At 59.1% G+C, this 25,918-nt stretch carries 27 protein-coding genes; 18 read left to right on the top strand and 9 right to left on the bottom strand.

Features of this window, described 5'->3' with window-relative positions; genetic code table 11:
• Positions 1 to 567: 567 nt before the first annotated feature.
• From ABRP66_RS01675 to ABRP66_RS01690, 4 genes are all read left to right on the top strand, one after another.
• The gene (locus ABRP66_RS01675; protein WP_284770275.1) at positions 568 to 810 is read left to right on the top strand and encodes a hypothetical protein; all 243 of its coding nucleotides are present in this window, start codon (positions 568 to 570) and stop codon (positions 808 to 810) included.
• Between the two features lie 65 nt (positions 811 to 875).
• Positions 876 to 1,913 carry a GTPase Era gene (gene era / locus ABRP66_RS01680; RefSeq protein WP_284850045.1) on the top strand — a complete coding sequence of 346 codons (1,038 nt, stop codon included), beginning with the start codon at positions 876 to 878 and terminating at the stop codon, positions 1,911 to 1,913.
• 6 nt (positions 1,914 to 1,919) lie between these two features.
• Complete coding sequence (gene recO, locus ABRP66_RS01685) at positions 1,920 to 2,636, top strand: DNA repair protein RecO (protein WP_284770277.1); 717 nt, start codon at positions 1,920 to 1,922, stop codon at positions 2,634 to 2,636.
• A gap of 10 nt (positions 2,637 to 2,646) precedes the next feature.
• Entirely contained in the window at positions 2,647 to 3,399 is a 753-nt protein-coding gene (locus tag ABRP66_RS01690; protein WP_284782357.1) for an isoprenyl transferase, read from the top strand.
• Between the two features lie 44 nt (positions 3,400 to 3,443).
• Here the strand turns inward: ABRP66_RS01690 and ABRP66_RS01695 are convergent, their stop codons facing one another.
• Both ABRP66_RS01695 and ABRP66_RS01700 read right to left on the bottom strand, forming a co-directional pair.
• Positions 3,444 to 3,863: a Fur family transcriptional regulator gene (locus ABRP66_RS01695; protein ID WP_034658244.1), complete on the bottom strand. Its 420-nt coding sequence runs from the start codon at positions 3,861 to 3,863 to the stop codon at positions 3,444 to 3,446.
• 68 nt (positions 3,864 to 3,931) lie between these two features.
• Entirely contained in the window at positions 3,932 to 4,222 is a 291-nt protein-coding gene (locus ABRP66_RS01700; protein WP_005278104.1) for an ArsR/SmtB family transcription factor, read from the bottom strand.
• 188 nt (positions 4,223 to 4,410) lie between these two features.
• Between ABRP66_RS01700 and ABRP66_RS01705 the strand changes: the two genes are divergently transcribed.
• From ABRP66_RS01705 to ABRP66_RS01715, 3 genes are read left to right on the top strand one after another with little or no spacing between them, the layout of a single operon-like run.
• Positions 4,411 to 5,790 (top strand): glycine--tRNA ligase, encoded by a 1,380-nt coding sequence (locus ABRP66_RS01705; RefSeq protein WP_284796377.1) that lies wholly within the window; start codon positions 4,411 to 4,413, stop codon positions 5,788 to 5,790.
• Between the two features lie 4 nt (positions 5,791 to 5,794).
• Positions 5,795 to 6,304 (top strand): hypothetical protein, encoded by a 510-nt coding sequence (locus ABRP66_RS01710; protein ID WP_284770280.1) that lies wholly within the window; start codon positions 5,795 to 5,797, stop codon positions 6,302 to 6,304.
• Positions 6,304 to 6,840 (top strand): hypothetical protein, encoded by a 537-nt coding sequence (locus tag ABRP66_RS01715; protein WP_349838235.1) that lies wholly within the window; start codon positions 6,304 to 6,306, stop codon positions 6,838 to 6,840. Before ABRP66_RS01710 ends, ABRP66_RS01715 begins: the two co-directional genes overlap by 1 nt.
• Positions 6,841 to 6,903: 63 nt before the next feature.
• Here the strand turns inward: ABRP66_RS01715 and ABRP66_RS01720 are convergent, their stop codons facing one another.
• Entirely contained in the window at positions 6,904 to 8,922 is a 2,019-nt protein-coding gene (locus tag ABRP66_RS01720; RefSeq protein ID WP_349838236.1) for a TPM domain-containing protein, read from the bottom strand.
• Positions 8,923 to 8,993: 71 nt separating this feature from the next.
• On the opposite strand from ABRP66_RS01720, the gene ABRP66_RS01725 reads away from it, so the two are divergent.
• Positions 8,994 to 9,581, top strand: coding sequence for a YdcF family protein (locus ABRP66_RS01725; protein WP_296087311.1), 588 nt, complete (start codon positions 8,994 to 8,996; stop codon positions 9,579 to 9,581).
• Between the two features lie 11 nt (positions 9,582 to 9,592).
• The gene (locus ABRP66_RS01730) at positions 9,593 to 10,885 is read left to right on the top strand and encodes a deoxyguanosinetriphosphate triphosphohydrolase (protein ID WP_284852241.1); all 1,293 of its coding nucleotides are present in this window, start codon (positions 9,593 to 9,595) and stop codon (positions 10,883 to 10,885) included.
• A 190-nt stretch (positions 10,886 to 11,075) separates the two neighbouring features.
• Here ABRP66_RS01730 and ABRP66_RS01735 read toward each other — a convergent pair whose 3' ends face one another.
• Both ABRP66_RS01735 and ABRP66_RS01740 read right to left on the bottom strand, forming a co-directional pair.
• The gene (locus tag ABRP66_RS01735; protein WP_284782361.1) at positions 11,076 to 11,309 is read right to left on the bottom strand and encodes a hypothetical protein; all 234 of its coding nucleotides are present in this window, start codon (positions 11,307 to 11,309) and stop codon (positions 11,076 to 11,078) included.
• Positions 11,310 to 11,311: 2 nt separating this feature from the next.
• Complete coding sequence (locus ABRP66_RS01740; protein WP_284770286.1) at positions 11,312 to 11,734, bottom strand: guanyl-specific ribonuclease; 423 nt, start codon at positions 11,732 to 11,734, stop codon at positions 11,312 to 11,314.
• Positions 11,735 to 11,959: 225 nt separating this feature from the next.
• On the opposite strand from ABRP66_RS01740, the gene dnaG reads away from it, so the two are divergent.
• Positions 11,960 to 13,879, top strand: coding sequence for a DNA primase (gene dnaG, locus ABRP66_RS01745; RefSeq protein WP_284796375.1), 1,920 nt, complete (start codon positions 11,960 to 11,962; stop codon positions 13,877 to 13,879).
• A gap of 65 nt (positions 13,880 to 13,944) precedes the next feature.
• Here dnaG and ABRP66_RS01750 read toward each other — a convergent pair whose 3' ends face one another.
• Positions 13,945 to 14,226 carry a hypothetical protein gene (locus ABRP66_RS01750; protein ID WP_023023385.1) on the bottom strand — a complete coding sequence of 94 codons (282 nt, stop codon included), beginning with the start codon at positions 14,224 to 14,226 and terminating at the stop codon, positions 13,945 to 13,947.
• Between the two features lie 138 nt (positions 14,227 to 14,364).
• Here ABRP66_RS01750 and ABRP66_RS01755 point away from each other — a divergent pair, with 138 nt between their 5' ends.
• Positions 14,365 to 14,508: a hypothetical protein gene (locus tag ABRP66_RS01755; protein WP_284796373.1), complete on the top strand. Its 144-nt coding sequence runs from the start codon at positions 14,365 to 14,367 to the stop codon at positions 14,506 to 14,508.
• Between the two features lie 125 nt (positions 14,509 to 14,633).
• Positions 14,634 to 15,920: an acid phosphatase gene (locus ABRP66_RS01760; RefSeq protein WP_284784837.1), complete on the top strand. Its 1,287-nt coding sequence runs from the start codon at positions 14,634 to 14,636 to the stop codon at positions 15,918 to 15,920.
• A 45-nt stretch (positions 15,921 to 15,965) separates the two neighbouring features.
• On the opposite strand, the gene ABRP66_RS01765 is transcribed toward ABRP66_RS01760, so the two are convergent.
• Entirely contained in the window at positions 15,966 to 17,183 is a 1,218-nt protein-coding gene (locus ABRP66_RS01765) for an acetyl-CoA C-acetyltransferase (protein ID WP_296087323.1), read from the bottom strand.
• Between the two features lie 9 nt (positions 17,184 to 17,192).
• Positions 17,193 to 17,966: an IclR family transcriptional regulator domain-containing protein gene (locus ABRP66_RS01770; RefSeq protein WP_349838237.1), complete on the bottom strand. Its 774-nt coding sequence runs from the start codon at positions 17,964 to 17,966 to the stop codon at positions 17,193 to 17,195.
• Between the two features lie 115 nt (positions 17,967 to 18,081).
• On the opposite strand from ABRP66_RS01770, the gene ABRP66_RS01775 reads away from it, so the two are divergent.
• Together ABRP66_RS01775 and ABRP66_RS01780 are read left to right on the top strand one after the other, a co-directional pair.
• Positions 18,082 to 18,825, top strand: coding sequence for a CoA transferase subunit A (locus ABRP66_RS01775; RefSeq protein ID WP_284770292.1), 744 nt, complete (start codon positions 18,082 to 18,084; stop codon positions 18,823 to 18,825).
• Positions 18,825 to 19,466, top strand: a complete 642-nt coding sequence (locus ABRP66_RS01780; RefSeq protein WP_005278126.1) for a 3-oxoacid CoA-transferase subunit B — start codon at positions 18,825 to 18,827, stop codon at positions 19,464 to 19,466. The genes ABRP66_RS01775 and ABRP66_RS01780 overlap by 1 nt, the downstream gene beginning before the upstream one ends.
• A gap of 73 nt (positions 19,467 to 19,539) precedes the next feature.
• Here ABRP66_RS01780 and ABRP66_RS01785 read toward each other — a convergent pair whose 3' ends face one another.
• Complete coding sequence (locus ABRP66_RS01785; RefSeq protein ID WP_349838238.1) at positions 19,540 to 20,886, bottom strand: MFS transporter; 1,347 nt, start codon at positions 20,884 to 20,886, stop codon at positions 19,540 to 19,542.
• 425 nt (positions 20,887 to 21,311) lie between these two features.
• Here ABRP66_RS01785 and ABRP66_RS01790 point away from each other — a divergent pair, with 425 nt between their 5' ends.
• The 4 genes from ABRP66_RS01790 to ABRP66_RS01805 all read left to right on the top strand — a co-directional run bounded on the left by ABRP66_RS01790 (position 21,312) and on the right by ABRP66_RS01805 (position 25,885).
• Positions 21,312 to 22,868, top strand: coding sequence for a hydroxymethylglutaryl-CoA lyase-like TIM-barrel protein (locus tag ABRP66_RS01790; protein WP_284796367.1), 1,557 nt, complete (start codon positions 21,312 to 21,314; stop codon positions 22,866 to 22,868).
• A 2-nt stretch (positions 22,869 to 22,870) separates the two neighbouring features.
• Complete coding sequence (gene accB / locus ABRP66_RS01795) at positions 22,871 to 23,422, top strand: acetyl-CoA carboxylase biotin carboxyl carrier protein (protein ID WP_349838239.1); 552 nt, start codon at positions 22,871 to 22,873, stop codon at positions 23,420 to 23,422.
• Between the two features lie 17 nt (positions 23,423 to 23,439).
• Complete coding sequence (gene accC / locus ABRP66_RS01800) at positions 23,440 to 24,816, top strand: acetyl-CoA carboxylase biotin carboxylase subunit (RefSeq protein ID WP_349838240.1); 1,377 nt, start codon at positions 23,440 to 23,442, stop codon at positions 24,814 to 24,816.
• A gap of 145 nt (positions 24,817 to 24,961) precedes the next feature.
• Positions 24,962 to 25,885 (top strand): DMT family transporter, encoded by a 924-nt coding sequence (locus tag ABRP66_RS01805; protein ID WP_284850034.1) that lies wholly within the window; start codon positions 24,962 to 24,964, stop codon positions 25,883 to 25,885.
• The last annotated feature ends 33 nt before the right edge of the window (positions 25,886 to 25,918 follow it).

Raw genomic sequence — 25,918 nt, forward strand, 5'->3', positions numbered from 1 at the left:
CCCTCGTTTATTTTGAGGGCGCGGGGCCTTCGGGCTGGTGTTGACCTGATAGGAACATCAAAAGGTCAACGTCCTCAGGTATATCTGAGCGCGATTTGCTACATTTCAGGCGCGAATATGCTCAGTTATTGCAGTGGACCTATAGCATCTGCGAAAAGAACGGCGCGGTACAGTTTCGGGGCTCCGCTCTAAAGGCCTTCCCCTTGTGTTTCCAAGGGCGTTCCCGCGAGAGAACCTTCGTCATAGAATTCTGGTGACGCTCCACCCTGCGGCGGTCCCGAATATGGAGCGCCGCCGTTGCAAAGCTCTGGCCATTCGTCTGGATAAAGCAAGTGCCCATTAAGGCCACCGCATACTCCTTCCGCGCGTACGGAACGCTGGAGTGCAGGGGTATTGCACAGTTCGGTTTGGTGCGAAGAGCCATCAGAAAATCTCCCGAATGCGCCAAGGCCGATTTCGCAGTACAGCAGCTCAGGCTCCGTCGCGGCCGCTTGCGGTTGTGCGCCTGACTTCTCAGTTGCTACTTGGGTTTCTGGTTCTGCTGGGGTTTCGGAGGTCGGCTCTTGCGTGGTGGATTGTGCAACGCTGCTCGAAGAGGACGCACTCGATGAGCTGGATGCTGAACTGGAAGAAGTACTGGTGGATTCCTCTTCGGAAGGCGAAGTACCAGCAACAGGGGATGAACAGGCACTAAGGGAAATGGTGAGAAGAGCGCCCAGGAGCAGTAGGGGAGACTTGGTTGGCATGGCGGAGTGCCTTTCAGGAAGCGGTGAGAAATACACCGAGGAGGAGAGAACGGTCTTAGCTTAGCCTGCAGATTTGTTAGTGCGTGAAACAATCGGAGATTTTGGTGCTGTGGGCTATCATTGCAGGTAATGAGTTCTGATATTGATGCACAGTTTGATGCGGCATTCGAGGGCCTGCCAGATGACCCCGATGATGCAGCTCCGGAAGCCGCCGGGGAGAAGGCAGCTCCGTTAGATTATTCGCAGTACACGGATACCCCAGAAGGATTCCACTCTGGATTCGTATCCTTTGTGGGCCGCCCGAATACGGGTAAATCCACGCTGACTAACGCGCTGGTGGGCCAAAAGATTGCCATTACCGCGGACCAGCCGGAAACGACCCGCCACACCATCCGCGGTCTGGTTCACCGCGAGGATGCACAGGTCGTCGTGGTGGATACACCGGGTCTGCACCGCCCCCGCACCTTGTTGGGCGAGCGGCTTAATGAAGTGGTCAAAGAAACGTATGCGGATGTGGATGTCATCGGATTGACCATTCCGGCAGATGAAAAGATTGGTCCGGGTGACCGGTGGATCTTGGACAATGTGCGCTCGATTGCGCCGAAGACCCCCATCATCGGCATCGTGACCAAGCTGGATAAAGCCTCCAAGGACCAGGTGGGTGCGCAGCTTTTGGCCTTGCACGAGCTCTTGTCGCAAGAGGATCCGGAGGCTGTGGTGATTCCGGTGTCTAGTAAAAAGGGCGTGCAGTTGGATGACTTGGTGCAGGTCATCGTGGAGCACTTGCCGGAGGGCCCGAAGTTCTATCCGGATGATCACATCACGGATGAGCGGCAAGAAAAGCGCATTGAAGAACTTATCCGTGAGGCCGCACTATCTGGCCTGAAGGCGGAGCTGCCACACTCGGTTGCGGTGCAGATCGATGAAATGCTGCCCTCGCGCACGCGTGAGGGAGTGCTGGACATTCACGCCATCATGTACTTGGAGCGCCAGGGGCAAAAGCGCATCATCGAAGGTAAAGATGGTCTGCGTTTCCGCCGCATCGTGGGCAATGCCCGCAAGGAAATCATGGAGCTATTGGGACAGAACGTTTACCTGGACCTGCGCATCAAGGTGCTGAAGAATTGGCAATCAGACGCCAAGTCGCTGGGCAGGCTTGGGTTTTAAAAGGCCATGCGCGAAAATTATCGCGACCGCGCCGTGGTCATTCGCTCCTATGATTTTGGGGAAGCCGACCGCGTAATCGTACTTCTTACCCAAAACCATGGGTTGGTGCGTGCGGTGGCCAAGGGCGTGCGCCGAGCAAAGTCCCGTTTTGGATCGCGGCTGCAGCTATTCGTCAATCTGGACGTACAGTTGTACGTGGGAAAGAACCTGGCCACGATTTCCCAGGCGGATACGGTAAATTATTTTGGCGCGCGCCTCATTGAAGACTACGAGCGCTATACGGCCGCCTGCGCGGTCTTGGAATCGGCGGAGCGGCTCATCTACGCGGATGGCGACGGCGACCCGTACCTCTACAACGCAGTCGTAGCTACGCTCGAGCAATTGCAAACCGAGGAGCCGACGCAAACGCTTGATGCGTTCTTATTGCAGGCCATGGCGCATGCCGGATGGGCGCCGAGCCTTTTTGATTGCGCCCAGTGCCAGCGCCCCGGCCCGCACCACGCCTTTCACCCGGCCGTCGGCGGCGCCGCCTGCCACGAATGCCGGCCGCCAGGTGCTGCAGAGGTGGATCCGGAAACCCTCCACCATTTGTGGCTTTTGGCACATGGCTACCCGACGAATCCGACGAATGCGCAGCGGCAGGAGGGGCATCGGCTAGCGCGGGCGCACCTGCAGTGGCACATGGAGCGAAATGTGTCCGCATTACAGGTGATGGAACAGTAAACTGTAGTCCGTGATTACCCCAGATCCTTCTCGTCGCCTGACCCCGCCGAATATCCCGGAAGAGCTGCTGCCGCGCCATATTGCGTTGGTGATGGACGGCAATGGCCGCTGGGCCCAGGAAAAGGGCATGAAACGGACGGAAGGCCACCGCAGGGGAGAGGCGGTGCTTCTCGATGTCGTCGATGCCTGCCTCGCCGCCGGTGTCCCGTACCTTTCGGCCTATGCATTTTCCACTGAAAACTGGCGGCGCAGCCCTGAAGAGGTGCGCTTTTTGATGGGCTTTAATCGCGACGTGCTGCGCCGGCAGCGAGAGTGGCTCAATGAGCGCGGTGTCCGCGTGGTGTGGGTGGGGCGTCGTCCGCGCCTGTGGCGCTCGGTGATTAAGGAACTCGAAACCGCCGAAGAATTGACCAAGAATAATACAAAAATGACGCTGGCCATGTGCGTTAATTACGGCGGCCGGGCGGAAATGGTCGATGGCGTGCGCCAGATTGCGGAAAAGGTCGCCGCTGGTGAAATTCGCCCGCGCGATATTAAAGAAAGCACCATCGCAGAGCATCTCTATGATCCCGGGATGCCGGACGTGGACCTATTCTTGCGGCCTTCCGGTGAGAAGCGCACCTCGAACTTCCTGCTGTGGCAGTCCGCCTATGCCGAGATGATTTATCAGGACAAGCTATTTCCTGATTTCACCCCGGAGGACCTCTTCGCCGCCATTGAGGAATATGCCCGCCGGGATCGCCGCTTCGGTGCTGTGAAGTAGGGAAGTAGCAGCTAAGTAAGGCGCGCGAGACTACCGTGCGGTGACTACTGTGCGGCCGCGCACTGCGAACAGACGCCGAAGATCTCCGCGTCGTGGCCGGTAAGCTCGAAGTTGTACTCGGCGGCTACGGCCGAAGCCCACTTTTCAATGGGTCCACCATCGATTTCTTCGGTGCGGCCGCATTTGGTGCATACCAAGTGGTGGTGGTGCGCATCGGTTTCGCAATGGCGGTACAGGGTCTCGCCATTGGGCATGTGTAGTGCATCTACGGCATCAATATCGGAAAGAGATTGTAGGGTGCGGTAGACAGTGGTGAGACCGACTTTTTCTTGCCGCTCTTGGAGCTGGTGATAAATTTCCTTGGCGGAGGCGAACTTGTCGATGTCCCGCAGGACCTCAACAACCGCGGTTCGCTGTTTAGTATTGCGCGAGCCGAGCTTGGGGATACTCTCATGAATGGACATGGCATTCATATTATCAACTCTTTTTCAACAAGCGCTATGATAAATCGTCTTTATATGCAGACCGGTTATTAAGAGGCGATTTTCGCGGCGTCTTCCAAAAGGGTTAAAACCTCCGGTGCGACCAGAGAGTAGGTCACCTCGCGCCCATTGCGCTCGGAGCTGACAATGCCTGCCTGCTTAAGAACTCGCAGGTGCTGGCTAATCAGCGGCTGGGACTTGCCGGTGGCTTTAACCAGCTCGTGTACGTAATGGTCGCGCTCCGCCAGGCGGGTAATGATGGAAATGCGCAGCGGGGAATCGAGGGCCGCGATAACGCTTGCGGCCGCAGAGTTATTAAATGCTAATTGAACGGTCGTCATAGGGAGTGGGCACCTTCAATACGGTATCTATTATCTGTCGACCACTACTATATTACCTCAAGTTGGTCATTACCTGTACATTAACCGATTTAAATTTGCACCCCCTGATCTCACTACTGATGGGGGATAAGGGTTAGACTGAATGGGATTGTCACGACTGTCCCCTACCAGAGGAGTCCTTTACAACCATGGCATCCCTTATCGATACCGTTGTTAATCTGTGTAAACGCCGCGGCTTGGTCTACCAGGCGGGTGAGATTTACGGCGGTTCCCGCTCCGCTTGGGACTATGGTCCTCTTGGTGTGGAGTTGAAGGAAAACATTAAGCGCCAGTGGTGGCGCCACATGGTCCAATCCCGCCCCGACGTCGTGGGTGTGGATACCTCCGTCATCCAGCCGCGCCAGGTGTGGGTCTCCTCCGGCCACGTGGAGGTCTTTACTGATCCTCTAGTGGAATCCCGCCACACCGGTAAGCGCTACCGCGCCGACCACTTGCTCGAGGCCTACGAAGAAAAGCACGGCCACGAGCCAGAAAATGGCCTGGCTGATATCAACGACCCGGAAACCGGCCAGCCAGGTGACTGGACCGAGCCGAAGGCCTTTTCTGGCCTGCTGAAGACCTTCTTGGGTCCGGTCGATGACGAGCAGGGTCTGCACTACCTGCGTCCCGAGACCGCACAGGGTATCTTCATCAACTTCAAGAACGTGATGACCTCCTCGCGCATGAAGCCGCCATTCGGCATTGCCAATATTGGTAAGTCCTTCCGCAACGAGATCACCCCGGGTAACTTCATCTTCCGTACCCGCGAGTTCGAGCAGATGGAGATGGAGTTCTTCGTCAAGCCTGGCGAGGACGAAGAGTGGCACCAGTACTGGATTGATGACCGCTACAAGTGGTACACCGACCTGGGCATCAAGGAAGAAAACCTACGCCTGTACGAGCACCCCAAGGAAAAGCTGTCGCACTACTCCAAGCGCACCGTGGACGTGGAGTACGCCTTCGGCTTCAAGGGCTCCAAGTGGGGCGAATTGGAAGGTGTGGCCAACCGCACCGACTATGACCTTTCCGTCCACGACAAGGGCTCTGGCGAGGACCTGTCCTACTATGACCAGGCCAATGATGAGCGCTGGATTCCCTACGTCATCGAGCCAGCCGCTGGTCTGGGCCGTTCCATGATGGCCTTCCTGGTAGATGCCTACGACGAGGAAGAAGCGCCGAACGCTAAGGGCGGCACCGACAAGCGCGTGGTTCTGCGCTTGGACCGCCGCTTGGCGCCCATCAAGGTTGCCGTCCTGCCGTTGTCCAAGAAGGAAGAGCTCTCCACTCCGGCCCGCGAGCTGGCGGATAAGCTGCGCGCCTACTGGAACGTGGACTTCGACGTTTCTGGTGCCATCGGCCGACGCTACCGCCGCCAAGATGAGGTGGGTACGCCCTTCTGCGTCACCTTCGACTTCGATTCGCTCGAGGATGACGCCGTGACCGTGCGCGAGCGCGACACCATGGAGCAAGAGCGCGTAAAGATTGAGGATCTTGAGTCCTACCTCGCAGCGCGCCTGATTGGGTGCTAAGCAGATGCACTACACCAGCTGGGATCGCTCCGAGCGCGACAAGCCCGTCCTCCTCGTTGAGGAGGGCCCGGAGCGCCTAGGCGTCTTTGCGGAACATTCCGCGGAGGTGGATGGCAACTTTTGGCGCGTCGAGGTCAGCGATTTGGGGGCTTCGGCCACGCTTGATGATGGCTCCGTCTACCGCCTCGCCGGCCGTCTCGGCCGCGACAAGCGCCTTGAAGCCTCGCTCAATGGCCGCACCTTTCATTACGTCAATGAAAACAGTGGCGATTGGATCATCGATGACGTCGATGACAATAAAGTGGCGCAGTTTTCCGCTAAGAACTCCGGTGTGCGCAAGGCCATTTTGGAATTCGAGGAGGATGCGAAAGGCTTGAGCACCGCCGAGATCGCCGGTCTCAGCTGGTTTACCCGCGCCATTTTGGAAAAGAACACCAAAAACTCCGCGTGGGTATGGATCATCACGCTGGTATTGGCTTCCATCGTCGCCTTGCTGGCGGTGTTCATTTTCTAATGGCGGAAACGATGCCGTGGCGGTGGAACGGTACTACGCTGCGCGATGCGCGCGGAACCGATATCGCTTGGGTGCGGGACGGGGTACTGACCATTGCTGGCGCGCTCTCTGGGGATCCCACACAACCAGATACGCTTTTTGACGTGGCGACCTCGCTAGACGGGACAACCGCCTCCCCGCGCTTTTTCCTGCGGGCCCAGCCGCGTGCCAGCCGCAGCGCGGACTCCGGCACCGCAAAGCAATGTGAAGTCTCGCAAGCGGGATTGACCGTCACGCGTTTGCGCGCTACCTGCGGAGATGCCCACTACCTTTTGGAGCGGTCCGCTATCTTTGGCAAGCAGCGCCGCATACTCGCCCTTGACGGACAACAAGGTAATGCGGAGGGCACCGAAGTTGCCCGTCTTACCCCGCGGGGCAGTGGCCTGGAAGTATCGGCCTCCAATTCCAGCGGGCACGGCTTGCCGGACGTGGATGCGGTGGTGCTGAGTTATGGCTGCCTGCTTGTCGATGCCACACCACGCATCGTGCGCGGTTAAGTACCGACCAAGCCGGTCTTCTAAGCCGGCGGTCTAGAAGGAGCCACTCTGGAAGGCGCCGCTCTAGAACGAGCCGCCGCGGAAACCGCCTCCGCCACCGCCGCCGGAGAACCCTCCTCCACCGCCACCGAAGCTACCGCCGCCTCCGCTGAAACCGCCGCCGAAGCCGCGGCCACCGCCACCAAGGATTTGGCCTAAGACCATTCCGGTGATGATATTTCCGGCAGCGGAACTCGTCTGCTGGCGTTGTTGCTGGCGGCGATACTCGTCAGAATCATCCTTGGCCCGTTGCAAGGCGGTTTGCGCTGCGGCAACGGCTTCGCGGGAGGATTGCAACGCGCCGCGGATATCGCTGCGTTGGGTGTGCAGGGCTTGGGCGTGGAGACGCTTGGCATCGGCAAGCGCGGTGCGGGCGCCGGAACCAACGATGCGCCCGCGCGAGGAAATGAGATCCTCAGCGGCCTGAATATTGGATTCTGCCACCGACATTTGCTGGTGGAAAAGCTCGAGCTGGCGCGCGTGGGTGGAAGTCTTTTCCCGCACGCGGTCGAGGCCCTCATCAAGCTCGGTATCGATGCTCATAAGGGCGGTGTGCTGGCCCAAGGGATCCGTATCGCCCTGCTGCTTGGCGTCAGTGACCGCAGCAGAGGCGCGCTGCAGAAGCTCCTCGAGGGCCTCCCAATCCGCCTGGGTGCCCTGGGATTTGCCCTGGCGCTCCAGCTCGCGGGCTTCCTCTATTTCGTCCTCGACCTCAGTGATGAGCGCGCCCAAATTGCGGCGCGCGGAGGAGATATTCTCCTCGGCGTGCTCTACACCGGTCAGGAGCCTATCGGTGACCTCCGTGGCGTGCTCGATATCGCGGATAAGGCCCACGAGTGAACCCTGCTTCCCAGCCGGCTGGCCCTGCACCTTGCGGGCTTGGTCCAGGAGCTTTTCCGCCTCATCGAGGGAGGCACTCGCCAATTCAGGGTTATCCGCAATGGAGGATAGGACCTCTGCGGAGTAGTCCTCTTGGAGCTTTGTGAGGGTACCTTCGGCGCCCGGCAAGCGAGTGCGCAGCCCGACGGTGCGCTGGGTGAGCTCGTCCAACTTGGAGTCACTTTGTAGCAGCAGGTCGCGCATCTGGGCGAACTCTTCTGCCTGGCTATCTAGGGCATCATCGGCCTGGCCGCAGGTAGAGACGATTTCTACTAGCATTTGCCGGCGCTCGGCTTGGGATTCTGGTACCGCATCATCGAGGCGCTGGCGAATCTTGAAGGCTTTTTGCAGGGTAGAGGTGGAATGATTCATCGCCTTGGTAAACGGGCGGGTGCGCTCCGGTCCGAACTCAGATAAAGCGATATTGAGCTCTTCCTTGCCGCGGCGGATGGATTCATCCGTGGAGACCAATTCTTCCTGGGCCAACTTATCCAGGGTATCTAGCGGCAGCCGGTTTAATTGGTCGGTATCTTCTGGCGCAATCTCGCGGGCAGACTCTAAAGTCTTAGCCTGATTCTTTTTTGTATTGCGGCGAGAGTAGTACCAGACGCCACCGCCTGCAGCGATGATGGCGGCGGCGCCACCGCCCAGCCAGGCTATGCCGGAAGAATCGGAGGAGCTGGAGGTGCCAAGGGCGGCACCGGCAAGCGCGATCGCGGAAGCGCCGTATTCCTCTGCGGATAGCTTGCTGTAGGCGGCATCATACATCTGATCCAGGCGGCCCTCGGGCCATTGATCGCCGGTCTGCACGCCCACCTGGCGCTCATTGACGCCAACGACATAGGCCGCGGAATTCGGGCCCTTTTCGTTGACGATGCTGCGCGCATAGCTTTCTGGATCAGTGCCAAGATCGTTTGCGAAGACAACAAAGATAATGAGCGACTGGTCTTTTTGCAGCTGGGTGATCTTCTCATTGATCTCCCTAATTTCCTCGGTGCTTAAGACCCCTGCCTCATCATTTACCCTGTCTGTCACCGCCGCCGTATCCGGGGCTTGGGCGATGGTAGTGGTCTCCGCGGCTAGGGCCTGGCCTGCGCCAATGGAGGTGCAGCCGAGCAAAAATGCCGCGATGGTAGCGCGGCCGATTCGTGCACTAAGATTCATGCCCACAACCATACCTGCCCGAACGCCCAATCCGGAGAACCTCCTTCGCAGGCAGTAGGGTGGGAAGCATTGTGAAATACGTCGTTGTTTTAGGCACCGCGCAATACGATGGCCGCCCCTCCCGCATCCTGGCCGGGCGCCTGCGCCATGCCGGGGAGCTGGCCATTTCCCGCGGCCTGCCAGTGATTACCGTGGGCGGCCAGCTGCCCGGGGATCGGTTTACCGAGGCCGGGGTAGCTCGCGATTACTTGCGCGAGCACTTCCCTGAGCTGCAGGTTTCTGTTGTGGAAAAAGGCCTCGATACGCGCGAGTCCTTAGCTGCGGTTATCGATGCCCACGGCATTGCCGATGCCATCATCGTCACCGATCCCTTGCACAGGTTGCGCACGTGGGTCATCGCCAAGCAGGAAGGGCTCGATGCCTCGGTTTCGGGCACGCCTTATTATCCCGCCCGGCGCTTTTCCAAGCCTTGGTGGCGCTACCTCGCACACGAATGCGGCGGGCTGTTTTATATTGGGCTCGCCAGCATTGTTTCTCCCCAGTGCGCGCGGGCCTGGAAAAGGCGCCTGTACCGCATGGAGCTGATTCTGCGGCCGAATCAGAAGCTGCGGCACGAAACGATGCAAAATAAAGACGCAGAGCGCACGCTGGGGGAATAGACTAAAACGCCGTGTCTTATTCTTATGCTGCAGCTGATTTTGCCCGGCTGGCCGAAGAACGGCCTAAGGGGTCCACGATTAGCGATATCGAAGAACACCGCGGGGTATTCTCCCGCGACCGCGCTCGCGTCTTGCACTCGGCTGCGCTGCGGCGATTGGCGGATAAAACCCAGGTCGTAGGCCCACGTGATGGCGATACCCCGCGCACCCGGCTTACCCACTCGCTCGAAGTTGGCCAGATTGCCCGCGGCATCGGGGCCGGCCTCGGCCTCGATCCGGATCTCTGTGACATGGCCGGGCTCACCCACGATATCGGCCACCCGCCCTATGGCCACAACGGCGAAAATGCGCTCAATGAGGTCGCGCAAGGCGGTTTCGAGGGAAATGCGCAAACGCTGCGCATCCTCACCCGGCTCGAGCCCAAAGTCTTAGCCGAGGACGCCGATGGCACCGCCCACAGCTTTGGTCTCAACCTCACCCGTGCCGCGCTCGATGGGGCCTGCAAATATCCTTGGACCAAGACCAATCCGGATGGCACCATCAACCGCAAATACGGCGCTTATGATGAGGACGCTGACCTTTTAGCGTGGCTGCGCGAAGGCCATAGCGATACGCGAAAGTGCATCGAAGCCCAGGTCATGGACTGGTCCGATGATATTGCCTATTCCGTGCACGACGTGGAAGACGGCATCATCTCCCAGCGCATTTCCTTGAACGTGTTGTGGGATTTGGTGGAACTAGCCCACCTTGCAGAAAAGGGCGCTGAGGCCTTTGGCGGAACTGCCGATGAACTCTTGGAAGCCGCCGATAGCCTGCGCAACCTCGATGTCATCAACGCCCTTGGTAATTTCGACTACACCCTGCGCGATTATGCCAAGCTGAAAAAGATGACCTCTGAGCTGGTGGGACGCTATGTGGGCGCCACCATCGGTGCCACCTCGGAGGCGAATGCCGAGCTCATCAGCGCCAATAAGCTCGGCCGCATGCACGGTGACCTGCGCGTTCCCCCCTTGGCGCAGGCAGAGGTCAAGCTTTTAAAGACGATCGCCGTGCTTTATGTAATGGATGAACCAGCGCACTTAGCGCGCCAAGACCGCCAGCGCGAGCGCATTTACCGCGTCTACGATTACCTCGTGGCCGGTGCGCCCGGTTCGCTCGATGCCACCTTCCGCCTGTGGTGGGAGCAGGCCGATACCGACGCCGCCCGCGACCGTGCCATCGTTGACCAGATCGCCTCCATGACCGAATCCCGCCTCGAGCGGCTTGCCCGCCGGAGCGCTGACCTTTCGGGGTTCTTGGGCTAGTAGCTATACGGGCCGTGGGCTCGGTCAGATGGTTCCGGCAGCGGCCTTTCTCTAAAAGTGCAACCTCCGCTGCTATTTTTGAAGCGGAAAAGTGATAACTGAGGGCGCGCGATGCTCAGTTATAGCAGAGGACCTATAGCATCCGCGGAATGCCAGCATCTGCGGAGTAACAGCATCCGCGGACTAGCTATTAGCGTGCGAGCCTAACGCCTTCATCTTGGACAACGGCCGCGATGGCCGCGAAGTCATCCAATTCCATTTCCATATTGGCAGCCACGATGGTGGATACTTCATTCTTACGCAGGAAGTTAGCTAGATCCTCTAGGCTGCGCGGGCCACAATCCACACATCCATGGGTGCGTCCTAAGGCATTGAAGAAATCCGTACGGGTACGGATGGGTTCCGTAATTAAAATGCGGTGCACTATTAATCCTCTGCGTCCGGGATAGAACAGAATGTTTGGTAATGGTCGTCGGTGTAGTACCACACATCGGGGTCGACTTCGGTGCCGCCGCCGGTGACGATGCGCCTCGATCCGCGATGATTACTGCCAGGGGTTTCTACCGTGTACTCGCGGTAATAGTCCTGCGCCTGCTGGGGGAGGACGCCTTCATAATTGCCAAAATGGGAATTGTCTTTGTCGGGATAGTCATAAGGGCCGCCGGCGAGAATATCGTCTGCGGTTTCTTCGGCCTCGCTGGGAAGGGAAGAAATTGCGCAGGTCTCGTCCGTTGACGTTGCATCCTCGTTACCGCCGAGGTCGAAGCCAAAATAACTAGCGCCTGCGACGATGGCGAGTCCACCAAGGGCCACTGGAAGCGATTTCTTAGACGCTTTGGACTTGGACATGCTCCTTATTGTTGCAGGAAATATCTCCAAAACATAAACGTCCACTGCGTCAAGAGCAATATCCAAAATTGCCCCGTCCCGGGGGTGGGAATACTCGGCGAAAGGCTGCCCCACATGTGGGTAAAACACGGTGATTCTGTGTACTTGTTGAGCGGGACAACCCAATGCGACCATCCTGGCTTTGGCGGTTGAGCATTCGATAAATGGGCGGGGTAGTCTGTAGCCATGGCAAAGGGCAGAATTCCGGACAGTGATATCCAAGCTATCCGTGAACGCGCGCCTTTAGAAGAAATCGTGGGCGAATACGTGCAGCTCAAACCTGCCGGGCATGATTCTTTGAAGGGGTTGAGCCCTTTCAAGGATGAAAAGACGCCGTCCTTCCACGTCCGCCCGCAGCGCGGTTATTATCACTGCTTTTCCACCGGTAAGGGTGGCGATGTATTCAGCTTCCTGATGGAGATGGAACAGGTCTCTTTTCCGGAGGCCGTGGAAGCTGTGGCGCAGAAGATTGGCTACCACATTAATTACCAGGGTGGCTCGACCGGTGCCCGCAATGAGAAGCCGGGTACGAGGCAGCGGCTAATCGCGGCGAATAAAGCGGTGCACGAGTTTTACCGGAAGCAGCTGGAAACCCCAGAGGCGGCAACGGCGCGCAATTTCTTGCTGGACCGCGGGTTTAGCCGTGAGGTTATTTATGATTTCGAGTGCGGGTACGCTCCGGAAGGTTGGGACACCGCCACAAAGCACCTATTGCGCATGGGTTTTTCCTTTGAAGAGCTAGAGGCAGCCGGCATTTCCAAGATGGGAAAGCGCGGTCCCATTGACCGTTTCCACCGCCGGTTGCTGTGGCCTATTAAGGATCTTTCCGGCAACGTCATTGGCTTTGGTGCGCGCAAGCTCTTTGATGATGACAAGCTGGGCAAGTACATGAATACGCCCGAGACCATGCTTTATCACAAGTCCAAGGTGCTCTTTGGGTTGGATTTGGCCAAGCGCAATATCGCAGAAGGCCACCAAGCTGTGGTGGTGGAAGGCTATACGGATGTGATGGCCATGTACGCGGCAGGCATTAAGACTGCCGTGGCCTCGTGCGGTACGGCCTTCGGTGGGGAGCACCTGCAGGTGCTGCGTCGGCTCATGCTGGATGATTCCTATTTCCACGGCGAGCTCATCTACACCTTTGATGGTGATGAGGCGGGACAGAAGGCCGCGATGCGTGCCTTTGACGGAGAGCAGAAATTTACCGGACAATCCTTCGTCTCAGTAGCCCCAGACGGCATGGACCCGTGCGATCTGCGCCTTGAAAAGGGCGATGCCGCGGTGCGCGATCTGGTGGCAGACCGCATCCCCATGTTTGAGTTCGTCATTCAGTCAGTAATTGCTGATTTCCGGATCGATACGGCCGAAGGCCGCTTGCAGGCTTTGCGGCGGGCGGTGCCCATCGTCGCACAGATCCGTGACCAGCCCCTGCAGCGCGAGTACGCCCGCCGGCTTGCCGGCTGGGTGGGTTGGAATGATCCGGAAGAGGTGCTGCGCCAAGTGCGCGCGGAGGCAAAGAAGCCGAAGAAGGTGGACAAGCCGACGATTCGCCGCTTTGATAATGCACAGCCGCAGCCGGCGCAGCAGGATGTGCCCATGATCCATCCGCCAAGCCCAAAGGAGACCCACCTGTGGCCGCAGCGGGAGGCGCTGAAATTGGCCTTGCAGATGCCAGAGGTCGTTGGCTCATATTTTGATGGCATTACTGCCGATGCCTACACCAACGACGCCTACCGCATCGTCCGCCAAGCGATTTCCGCCGTGGGCGGCGCAGAAAAAGGTGCCACCATGTCCGGGGTGGATTGGATTGCCGCCGTTGCCGGGGAAATGCAGGATCTTACGGGAAGGAATTTCGTCTCCGAGCTGGCAGTCGAGGCCATCCTGCCCACGGACGTGGGCGCAGAAAAATATGCGGATTCCGTACTCTCGCGGCTGCAGGAAACCGTCGTGGGTGATCAGATTGCGCAGCTGAAAGCCCAATTGGGCCGAATGCGGCCAACCGATGATGAGGCAGGCTATAACTCCGTATTCGCAGACCTCATTGCCTTGGAGCAGGCTCGCCGCGAGCTCAATGATCGCGCCTTTCGCGGTACCCCAGGTATATAAAACCCCGGGCAAGCACTCGAGCGCTAGTTCAGGCGCTGCCCGGGGAGGGGTTTGCGGGGAAGGCTTTAGTCCTCATCGGGTTCATAAATCCGGTCGGCCTGTGGAGCCTGGTTCCCGCGAGCCTTGCCTTTGCCACGGCGCTTTTCGGAAAGGTCGTGGATTTCGCGCATGCGTGGCTCTGGATCCAGGCGGTTGGCTACCATCTTGCGCGCGGAACGCACCGCAGATTTGGTGGCGGGGGAGTTGACGGTCTTTTGATAGGCGCTTTTCATTTGGTGGTAGCGCTTGCGGCCCGCCTTGGTGCCAAATACGTACCCTGCGGCGGCGCCGAAGACGAATTGGATCATTATTGACTAATTCCCCTTTATTCTATGCGAGCAAAAGTTCTTCTCTAGCTTACCGCGTATGTACGCTTTCGCGCCGAAATCGCCCGCTGGAATCGCCCTCCTGTTTTCATTGGCACCTATTCGCGCTAGGTTGAGTTAATGAGTCTTCATCAGCAGCGAGATTCGGCCATGGCCGCCGAAGTGGCATTTGCCGCGCTCGCCACGGCTGGCTTGTCCGCGCCTGGTGCTGAACCGTCCGAGGAAACACGGTTCTGGGTGGAGCAGGCTGGGGACATCGATTAGCTTGAGCGGTCATATAACTATTTGTTTAAAAAAGCGCTGAATAAGGTTAGTGCGCAGTTCATACTTCCTTAACGTTAGCTGGTTAGTGTGCAGAGGAAATCACTTCTAGCTGAAAGTTGCGATATATGACCCGTATTTTCAATCGTGGTGTTTCGCGTCGAGTACTTGCTCTCGGAGCGGCCGCCAGCTTCACCGTTGCTTCCTTTGCACCCGCTGCGCAGGCGGGTGAGCTTTCGTCCAAGGTGCCGCAGGTACAGGGTTCTAGCAGTGGATCCAGCATTGGCCCTTCTCCTGTGCAGCACCCAGGCGCGCCGGTTCCTCAGCCCTTTGGTGCGGACTATCTTGTGGGCTTTGAATCCGATATTTCGTCTTACCAATTTGGCAACTATTGGCAGGTTGTCCGCGGTTTTGACCAGATTAAGCACCAGCCAGAGGTCCTTGAAGAAAACATGGATAAGGTAGTGGCCATTAACAATGCGGCTGCCGATGACCCTGAGCTGATCGCCCGAGCACAATCCGATGCCAAGGCAAGCTCCGGTGGGATGCTAGAAGCCATTTCGGACTCCATGGGGGAGAGCCTGGGCGGTGCATTCCGCGAAGCCTTGGCAGAGCATCGACTGCCAAAAACACAGTACCTGCTGGGCAATGGCTACGCCGCCCGTGCAGGTGGACTGGCTAGCTCCACCTTCGCAGAAAAGTACTACTTCCGTTATGACCGCCCATTCGTGCAGGCACCCGATGCTATTAACCGCTACGAAGATGAGTCGAAGGATCTCTATTCCACCTCGCCGGCTTTCCCCTCCGGGCACACTAACCAGGCAACGTGGATCACCACTTTGATGGCCTCTATGCTTCCAGAGGTAGGCCCGCAATTAATGCTGCGCGGCGCCGAAGCAGGAAACCACCGCGTCGTTCTGGGTGTGCACTACCCCTTGGACGTCATTGGTGGCCGCATGACTGGTCAAGCTGCGGCGGCGGATCGTTTGAACGATGACCGCATGCGCGATGCATTGCAGCAGGCTGCGCAGGAAATTCGTGAAGAGATTCAGTGGCGTACGGGCAAATCTGTAGAAGAACTCGTCGCACAGGATAGGGCCGATGGCAAGGAATACCGGTCCACTACAGATGCTGTAGACGAATACACGGATTTCTTGGATTATGATTTTACTCCAAGCAATCCGACGGATGCGCCGATGGTCGTTCCGCAGGCCGCCCCGGTACTACTCGCAGCTTCCCACCCGAACCTGACACCGGAACAGCGCGCCGAGGTGCTACGCCAGACCGCACGTCCTGCCGGCAATCCATTGGATTGGCAAGGCAAGGACGGCTCCTGGCAGCGTCTTAACGTGGCGCGCGCCATGGCGGCGCAAGTCAACGTTAATGCAGATGGCAGCGTGAGCGTCCAAGGCTAGCTTGGTCGCCCGCCCCCGATACCGCCTAGGCCCTCACTGCGAGGACTAGGCGGTTTCGATTATGGCGGCAAGGCCCTGGCCGCCGCCGATGCACATCGTGACTAGCGCGCGCTTGCCGCCGGTGCGGCGCAGGTGGTGCGCGGCGGTAACCACGATGCGGGCACCGGTCGCGCCCACCGGGTGGCCCAGCGAGATGCCGGAACCGTTGGGGTTGAAGCGAGGATCTTCGGGGGAGATGCCCCACTGATCTAGTACCGCGAGGGCTTGGGCGGCAAAGGCCTCATTGAGCTCGATGAGGTCGAGGTCATCGAAGGTGAGATCGAGGCGGTCCATGACCTTTCGGGTGGCCTCAACTGGGGCGATGCCCATGCGCTCTGGTTCTACACCGGCCAGCGCCCAGCCCTTCACGGTCACCATTGGCTCGAGGCCGAGCTCGTCGGCTTTTTCACGGGTGGTCACGAGCACGGCGGCGGCGCCGTCGTTCTGGCCGGAGGCGTTACCCGCGGTCACCGTGGCCTCGTCGTCCTGCTTGCCCATCACTGGGCGCAGCTTGGACAGCTTTTCCACGCTAGAATCAGCGCGCACGTGTTCATCCTTGTCCACGATGATGGGATCCCCCTTGCGCTGGGGGACGGAGACGGGGACGATTTCGGCATCGAAAAGCGCCTGCTCTTGCGCACGTGCGGCGTTGTGGTGGGAACGCACCGCAAGCTCATCTTGGTCCTCGCGCGACAGGGAACGCTCGCGGCGGAGGTTTTCGGCAGTTTCGATCATGCCGCTGGGGATGGGGTGGTTTTTGCCACCGGCGGTTTCGCGGGCCTCCTGGAGGCGATCGCGAAAGACCATGTTTCCGCCCTTAGCGCCCCAGCGAATGTCACTGTCCACGGTGTATTCGGTGCGCGACATGGATTCGGCGCCGCCTGCGATGACCACCTCGGCTGCGCCGGTGGCGACGTGGGCGGCGGCGGTGACGATGGCTTGCAGGCCGGAGCCGCAGCGGCGGTCGAGCTGCATGCCGGTCACGGAGACTGGCAGGCCGGCATCGAGTGCGGCGACGCGGCCGAGGGCAGGCGCAGCCCCGTTGGGGGAGGCTTGGCCGAGGATAACGTCATCGATGATGTTCGGGTCGATGCCGGATTCTTCCACGATGGTGGATACCACCAGGCTGGCCAGATCCTGGACGGGGACGGATTTCAGCGCGCCGCCGTAGCGGCCGACCGGGGTGCGCTTGGGGTAGCACAGGACTACGTCTTGGGTTTGCATGGATTCTCCTTAGGAAATTTCGGTAGTAGTGAGATCGTGGGAAATAGCCGCGCACGTAGTGAGGAGCTCCGGGAGGATCTGCGCGGTGAGATCTTGGGTGGAATACACGGAGGTCTGGGTGGAAATGTTGATGGCCGCCACTGCGCGTCCGGTGCGATCCCGGATGGGAACGGCAATGGAGCGCAGGCCGATTTCTAGCTCTTGATCCACGATGACCCAGCCGCGCCGCCGCACCTCGCCGAGGCGGGCTCGCAGCGCGTCCTGGGATACCAGGGTGTGCGGGGTGACCTGCTCGAGCGGAGCGGTGGTGGCGAAATACTCATCCAGCTCTGCCGGCGTTAAATCAGCGAGTAGCACCTGGCCCATGGAGGTGGCGTGCGCCGGGAAGCGCGTACCGATGGTGATATTGGTGGACATGATGCGGTGCGCTGCGGCGCGGGCGATATAGACCACGGTGTCGCGGTCGAGCACGCTCACGGAGCAGGACTCATCGAGTTTGGTGGATAACTCCCTCAAATGGGGCTGGGAAATATCCAGCAGGCCCAAGCTCGAAAGGTACGAATAGCCCAGTTCCAAAACGCGTGGGGTGAGCCAAAAATCTGAGCCATCGGTGCGGGCATAACCTTCTGCGACCAGCGTGTGTAAAAAGCGACGTGCGGTGGCGCGCGCTAAGCCTGTGACCTCGGCAACCTGGGCCAGTGTTTGCCGCCGGCGTTCGCCATTGAACGAGTGAATGACGTTGAGTCCGCGGGCTAGTGACTGTACTACGGGGGTGTCTGCCACGGTGTGTCCTCCAAGCTATTTTCAGGGTTAAGTGGCCCAGGTCTCTTTAGTGTACCCGATAATGTTCGCATTCTGAACCCTTGTGCTGTCTGTGAACCACACGTAGTCTAAGGCCATGTTGAATAAAGTCATAGCCTCAGTAGAGGAGGCCGTCGCGGATATCCCGGACGGTTCCTCCATCGCGGTGGGCGGTTTCGGCCTTGTGGGTATCCCGGCGCAACTTATTGCTGCGCTGCGTTCCCAGGGCGCGAGCGAGCTCACCATCATTTCCAATAACCTTGGTACGGATGATTTCGGCCTGGGCCTGCTGCTCAAGGATCACCGTATCGCCCGCTCCATCGGTTCCTACCTGGGAACCAATAAGGAATATGCGCGTCAGTACCTCGAGGGGGAGCTCACTGTCGAGTTCACCCCGCAGGGTACCTTGGCAGAGCGCATGCGCGCCGGTGGTGCGGGCATTCCAGCCTTCTATACCAAGGCTGGCGTGGGCACGCCGCTTGCCGATGGCGATATCCCCACCCGCTACAACCCCGACGGCACCATTGCGGAGACCTCCGCACCGAAGGAAACCCGCGAGTTTAACGGCGAGCTCTACGTCATGGAAGAAGCCCTCACCCCAGACTTTGCCTTCGTCCACGCCGCTCGCGCGGATCGCTTTGGCAACCTCGCCTTTAATAAGACCGCCCAGAACTTCAACCCCGATGCGGCTAAATCCGCCGATATCACCATCGTGCAAGCGGAGCAGCTGGTCGAGGCCGTTCCGTCCGCTGAGGTGGATGTGCCCGGAATCTACGTAGACCGCGTAGTGGAAGTGGGTAAGCAAGAAACCGGAATCGAATTCAGGACGGTGAGCAAGTAATGACCTGGTCACGCGAAGAAATGGCGGCACGCGCCGCACAAGAACTGGACAATGGTGACTACGTCAACCTGGGCATCGGCATGCCGACGCTCATCCCCGGCTACCTGCCGGAGGGCCGCGAGGTGGTCCTGCACTCTGAGAACGGAATCTTGGGCGTTGGTGCCTACCCTGAAGAGGACAAGGTGGATCCGGAGCTTATCAATGCCGGTAAAGAAACCATTACCGAAGCCCCTGGTGCATCCTTCTTCTCCTCGTCCGAGTCCTTTGCCATGATCCGCTCCCGCGCCATCGATGTTGCGGTGCTCGGCGCCATGGAGGTATCCCAGTTCGGCGACCTGGCCAACTGGATGATTCCCGGCAAGATGGTGAAGGGCATGGGCGGTGCGATGGACCTAGTGCATGGAGCCAAGCGCATCGTGGTGATGATGCAGCACGTATCCAAGCACGGCGATTCCAAGATTCTGGCGGAGTGCCAGCTGCCGCTGACTGGCGCTCGCTGTGTGGATCTGATTATCACGGACCGCGCCGTATTCACCGTGGACGAGCTGGAGGGCCTGACACTTATCGAGGTCGCCGAGGGCGAAACCGAGGAGTCCATCCGCGAGGTCACGGACGCACCCTTTAAGGTAGCGCTCGACTAATTAGTTGTGGACGTGAAAAATCGCCGCTTCCCGGGAAGGCTGGGAAGCGGCGATTTAGTGTTCCGTGAGTGGATTAGACATCGCGCAGGTCCACGCCCTTGGTTTCAGGCAGGATGTACATGCTGATAAGCGTCAGGATGCACAGTGCGACGACGTAGAAGCCGGAAGCCCAAGTAAGGCCGTGGGCCACGAACCACTGGTAGATATACGGTGCGGTACCGCCGAAGACGGCGACAGACAGCGAGTAGGCCAGGCCGATGCTGCGGGTGCGCTGAGCGGTGGGGAAGACCTCGGACATGATGGAGGACAACAGCGCGCCGCCGGCAGCAACGATGACTACGCCGATGGTGGAGGCCACCAGCAGGGTCCAGGGGCGATCATCGATGAAGTTCATCAGTGGAATCTGCAGGATGGCTAGGCCAATGGCACAGATATAAATGACGGGTTTGCGGCCGATCTTATCGGACAGGCTGCCCCACAGCGGGAGGGCGATGAGACCAGCGGTCTGTGCGGCCACGGTGACCCAATAAGCACCCTGAGTGGACATGCCCTCGTGGCTAATGGCGTAGGTGGAAACATAGGAGGTCCACGTGTAGTGCGAGGCTGTAACGCCGGAGACCATACCCACGACGAGCAAGATATTCTGCCATGCCGGGCGGGCAACCGAAGCCGGCTTTTCCGAGTTCACGGACTTCTTGGTGCGCTTCGGAGCCTCAACGGTGGGCTCGGCGCTATCGATTTCCTGGAAGTGATCCGATTCCTTCATGTGGCGGCGCAGGTACAACGCGATCAGCGCTGCGACGGCACCCAAGAGGAACGGAATGCGCCAGCCCCAAGCACCAATCTGCTCGTCCGTCAGGACCAGCGAAATGCCGCCGCCCAAGACGTAGGCGATGACCGAACCGCCGAAGATGGAGACATAGACCATGGAACCCCAGCGGCCGCGGTGGGCGTTTGGAGCGATCTCGGGGATGTAGCTATTGGCGGCTGCGGATTCACCGCCGTGTGCAAAGCCCTGCAGCACGCGGATGAAGAGCAGGCCGACAGAAGCCCAGATGCCAATGGATTCGTAGGTGGGTAGCAAGCCGATGAGGACGGAGGCGCTGGCCATCATGATGATGGTGGTCATCAAGACGTTCTTGCGGCCGCGCTGGTCAGCGATGCGGCCAAAGATGATGCCGCCCAGCGGGCGGACCAAGAAGCCAACGGCGAAAACACCGAAGGTGGCAAGCAGTGCGGAAGCAGGATCGCTCTTGTCGAACATCGCCGCGGCGATAAATGGGGCGAAAACCGCATAGGAGCTCCACTCGTACCATTCAAGGACCTGGCCGGTCAGGCTGGCTGCGAGGGATTTGCGGTCCGTTTTGGTTGAGCCCGATGGCGAAGTGGGTGTGGGGCTCGGCGGGGCGGTAGAAGTCAATGTTCCTCCTAGGGATAGGTCCGAAATATTGAAGAAGATATTACGCACATCACACTTCGATTAGTCCGCGATGTGGACCACGAAAATCCCGGCACTATCGAGGTGGATTTGGTTACTGACTAGAAACTGCATGTCTTCCACCACTTTTTAGGGGAGGAGGCCGAAAAAACTACGCGTTCGCCAGGTGAACAGTAGTGCGCACTGTGACCCCGTATAGGGGTATTTGGGCAAATTCTTTGCCGTGACGAGCTTGGAATTCGCAGGAAAAGGACATTTCTGGCCGGATTTCCAGCACCGAGAATTTAGGTGTGGTGTAGCGTGTGAGCCACGACACGGAAGGTTTTCGAAGAGTCTTGAACCACCAAAGTGAACCATCACTGTGAACCAACCGAGTCTTTCCGGAGCCACACCCTAAGGAGGGATTTATGACTGCTCTTAGTCCCGAGGAACTAAGCACAGAAGGCCTCGCCGAAATCATGGCCGCGGGCGGACGCCCAGCCGATAGCGAGCGCAAGATCAACATCATCGATACCACTCTGCGTGATGCGCACCAGAGCATCTGGGCCACCCGCATGACCACGAGCCACATCCTGTCGCTGTTGGATGACATCACCAACGCTGGTTTCGAGCACGTGGACTTGGTAGCGCCCATCCAGTTCGACGTCTCCGTGCGCTACCTCAAGGAAGACCCGTGGGAGCGCGTTCGCCTCGTGCACGAGAACGCCGCGCCGGGCACCAAGTTTCGCGCCCTCATTCGTTCCAAGAACCTGGCTTCCTTCGACTTCCTGCCGGATGACGCCATCTTGAACTGGACCGAGCGCCTCTACGCCAATGGCTTCCGTGTGATCGGCTCCTTCGATGGCTTGAATGACATCGACAACATCGACCAGGGCCTCAAACTGGCCAAGGAACTCGGTGCCGAAACCTTCGGCGCATTGTCCTACTGCTTGAGCCCAGTGCACACCGATGACCTGTACAAGCGGAAGGCCACGGAGCTGCTCGAGCGCACCGATGTAGACCGCATCATGCTGAAGGACGCCGGCGGCCTGCTTACTCCGGACCGTTTGAAGACTCTCATTCCGGCGATCCGCAGCTCCATCGGTGACGTACCGCTCGAGGTTCACACCCACTCGCTGACCGGACTGTCGCCGCTTTCCTACCTCTTCGCGGCGGAATTGGGTGTGGATTCCATCCACACCTCCATCGCTCCTCTGGCTAATGGCCCGGGACAGCCGGCCACCCAGGCCTTGGTGCGCGACCTTCGTGCACTGGGGTACACGGTGGACGTCGACGATGAGCGCATCGATTCTGCCAGCGAGCGCATTCAGGAAATTGCCGATACGGAAGATAAGCCAGTAGGCGTTCCGCGCGCATTCGATGGCCTGCACTACATGCACCAGCTACCCGGCGGCATGCTTACCAACTTCGAATCCCAGCTGGAAACCGCTGGGTTGGGTGACCGCTTCGAAGAGCTGCTGTACGAGGTAGCTCGCGTCCGTGAAGAGCTCGCATACCCCATCATGATTACGCCGTTTGCCCAGTTCGTGGGTACCCAGGCCGTCATGAATGTGATGACGGGTGACCGTTACTCCGTGGTCCCGAACGAGATTAAGAAGTACGCCTTGGGTTACTACGGCGAGCCGCTCGCCCCGCTGGACCCAGACGTGCTGGAGAAGATCATGGCCAACGGTTCCTCCGAAATCACGGAGGAAATCCCAGAACTCAAGCCGGTTCTGCCGGACCTGAAGAAGGCTCACCCGGACGAGGACATCGACACCCTGCTGCTTCGCGTGATGTTCGCCGGCAGCCAGGTCGATGAGATGAAGCGCTTTGTGGCCGAAGGCCGCGGCGGCGAGGGCGAAGGCGTCAAGGGCGGCGTCCTTACCTCCCTGGTACAGCAAATCTACGACTCTTCCGATACCACCGACTTCCACCTCAAGACTTCCGACTTGGAAATCAACCTCACCAAAGGAGAAAAGTAATCATGACTGATTCCACCAACTTGCACGACCTGAAGTCCCTGCTGAAGTGGGCCAACCTTTCTGATGACATCCAAGAGCTGCAGATTAAGTACGGCGATGTCGAGCTCTCGATGTCCCGCACCCCGGGCGGCCTGAACCGTCCGGCGCCGGCTCCGGAAGCCGCTCCGGCCGCAGCTCCAGTAGCAGCACCAGCACAGGAAGCCGCACCGGCTTCCGCGCCTGCCGCTGAGCCTGAGTCCAAGCCTGCTCCTGCACAAGAGGAAGCACCGAAGGAAGAGCCACAGGCTTCCGGCTCCGGTGAGCCGTCCGCAGAGGGCGAGACCGTTAAGGCTCCCATGGTCGGTACCTTCTACGCTGCTCCGAAGCCGGGCGCAGATCCGTTCGTCAAGGTCGGCGACGAGGTCGAGGTTGGCCAGGTGCTGTGCATCGTCGAGGTTATGAAGCTGATGAACAACATCGAGTCCAAGGTTGCCGGCACCGTGAAGGAGATTCTCGTTGATAACGAGGACGCCGTGGAGCACGGCCAGCCCATCATGGTCATCCAGCCGAAGTAATCGACCTGGAGGAAAATATGTCAGATCTATTAGGTAGCGTGCTCATTGCTAACCGCGGTGAGATTGCGCTTCGCATCATTCGCGCCTGCAAGGAATTGGGCATCAAGTCCATCCTTACTTATTCCGAAGGCGATAAGGACTCCTTGCCGGTAAAGCTCGCCGATCAAGCAGTCTGCATCGGCCCAGCGAATGTTTCCAAGAGCTACAACAGCCCCGAGCTGGTTATTTCTGCCGCTATGGCGTACAAAGCGGATGCCATTCACCCTGGCTACGGCTTCTTGTCCGAAAAGCCGGACTTTGTCCGCATGGTGGAAGAAGAAGAGATCGGCTTTGTTGGCCCTTCGGCTGAGCACATCGGCTTGATGGGTGACAAGATCGCAGCTAAGCGCATCGCTAAGTCCGCCGGTGTTCCCACCGTACCGGGCTCCGACGGCGTGGTCACCGAGTTCGATGAGGCCCTGGAGGTTGCCCGCGAGACCGGCTTCCCGCTGCTGATTAAGGCTGCCGCCGGTGGTGGTGGACGCGGTATGCGCGTCGTGGAATCCGAGGACACGCTGGAAAAGGACCTCAACGAGATCATGAACGAGGCTGAGTCCGCGTTCAATGACCCGTCGGTCTATATCGAGCGCTTCTTGACGGATATCCGCCACATCGAGATTCAGGTGCTGGCAGATGGCGAAAATGCCGTCGCCCTAGGCGAGCGCGACTGCACCTCGCAGCGCCGCAACCAGAAGCTCATTGAGGAAGGCCCTTCGCCGGTGCTGACTGATGAGCTGCGCCAGGAAATGCAGGAAGCCGCGATTAACCTGTGTAAAGAGGTGAAGTACAAGAACGCCGGAACTATCGAGTTCGTCTTCGATAACACCGAAGATAAGTTCTACTTCATCGAGATGAACACCCGCATCCAGGTGGAGCACCCGGTTACGGAGATGATCACCGGTGTGGACCTCATCAAGGAGCAGTTGCGCATTGCCTCCGGGCAGAAGTTGTCCATTACCCAGGATGATGTGGAGATTCGTGGCCACGCCATCGAGTGCCGCATCAACGCCGAGGATCCGAACCAGAACTTCGCGCCGCGGCCGGGCAAGATCGAACACTACCGCGTGCCAGGTGGTTTCGGTGTGCGCATGGATACCCATATCGAAACTGGCTACACCATTCCGCCGTTCTATGACTCCATGGTGGGCAAGCTCATCGTATGGGCAGAAGACCGCGATGAGGCCATTACCCGTATGCTGCGCGCCATCGACGAGCTGCAGGTAGAAGGCGTTGTCACCACGGCGCCATTCCAGGCCATGCTGTTGGACAGTGAAAAGTTCCGCAGCGGCGAGTTCAACACTGGTTATGTTGCCAAGCTGCTGGAAGGTACCGACTCCATCCCTACGGATGACTAAACCCGGCTCCTTCTAGCGAGAGAGTGCAGGTTCCGCTTTGTGCCGGCCTGCACTCTTTTGCATTTTAAGTCTCTAAAATTACATCTCTATGTCACGCCTAGTCCCAGGCTTTGCTTAGACCCAAACCTGTGGGGAAGGAAAAACAATGCTGGTTATCGCCGCCATGCTGGTCGGCGCCATCGTCCCGGCGCAAACGGCCATTAATACGCGTCTGCGCGAGTCCGTGGGCTCGCCCATCGCCGCCGGGTTCTTCTCCTTCATTATCGGCTTTGCCGTCTCCGCCATCCTCGCGCTCATTGTCACCGGTGATGCGATACCGGACCTAGCGCTGGCGGCTGCGCAACCGTGGTGGGTGTGGCTCGGCGGCTTTATGGGCGTGGCCTTCATCGTGGGAAATATCCTGCTCTTCCCGCGCATCGGCAGCGTAGAGACCGTCATTCTTCCCATCTTGGGCCAGGTAACGATGGGCCTAATTTATGACCTGACCGGCCTCTTTGAATCGCCGTTGGTGCCGGTCGGCCCGCTGCGCGTCCTCGGCGCGCTTATCGTTGTAGGCGGCATCGCCTTGGTATTAGAAATAGGCCGGGGTGCCGTCACCACGCGCGCGCAAGCCACCGGGATTTCGCTGTGGCTGTGGCGTGTCTTCGGTGTGCTCATCGGCATGGGCTCCGCCACCCAAACCGCCGTCAACGGTTACCTGGGAGGTGCGTTGCATAGCCCCATGCCCGCCAGCGTCATTTCCCTGGGCGTTGGAGTGATTCTATTGGCCCTGCTCACCCTGGGGTGGAAGGCTCCCCGTCGTGCCCTTTTGAGCGGTATCGCACCCGGGCCTTGGTGGATGTGGCTCGGCGGTGTGCTCGGCGCGCTCTTTGTGGTGGGAGGCGCGACGCTGTCGCCCATGATCGGCACCGGCACGACGGTTATCGGCTCGCTAGTGGGCTCAATCATTTGCGGCCAGGTCATTGAGTCGTTGGGCTGGGGCAATGCCGAGCGTGGCCTGCCGCCGGTGCACCGCATCATCGGCTTGGTCTTGGTCATCATCGGTGTGATTATGGTGCGCGCCCTATAGGGAGGTGCTGCGCTTGCCGATGCCCCAATTTTC

Origin of the sequence: Corynebacterium sp. KPL2680, from assembly GCF_040225675.1 — a bacterium.
In the GTDB taxonomy this organism is placed as follows: Bacteria; Actinomycetota; Actinomycetes; order Mycobacteriales; family Mycobacteriaceae; genus Corynebacterium; species Corynebacterium rhinophilum.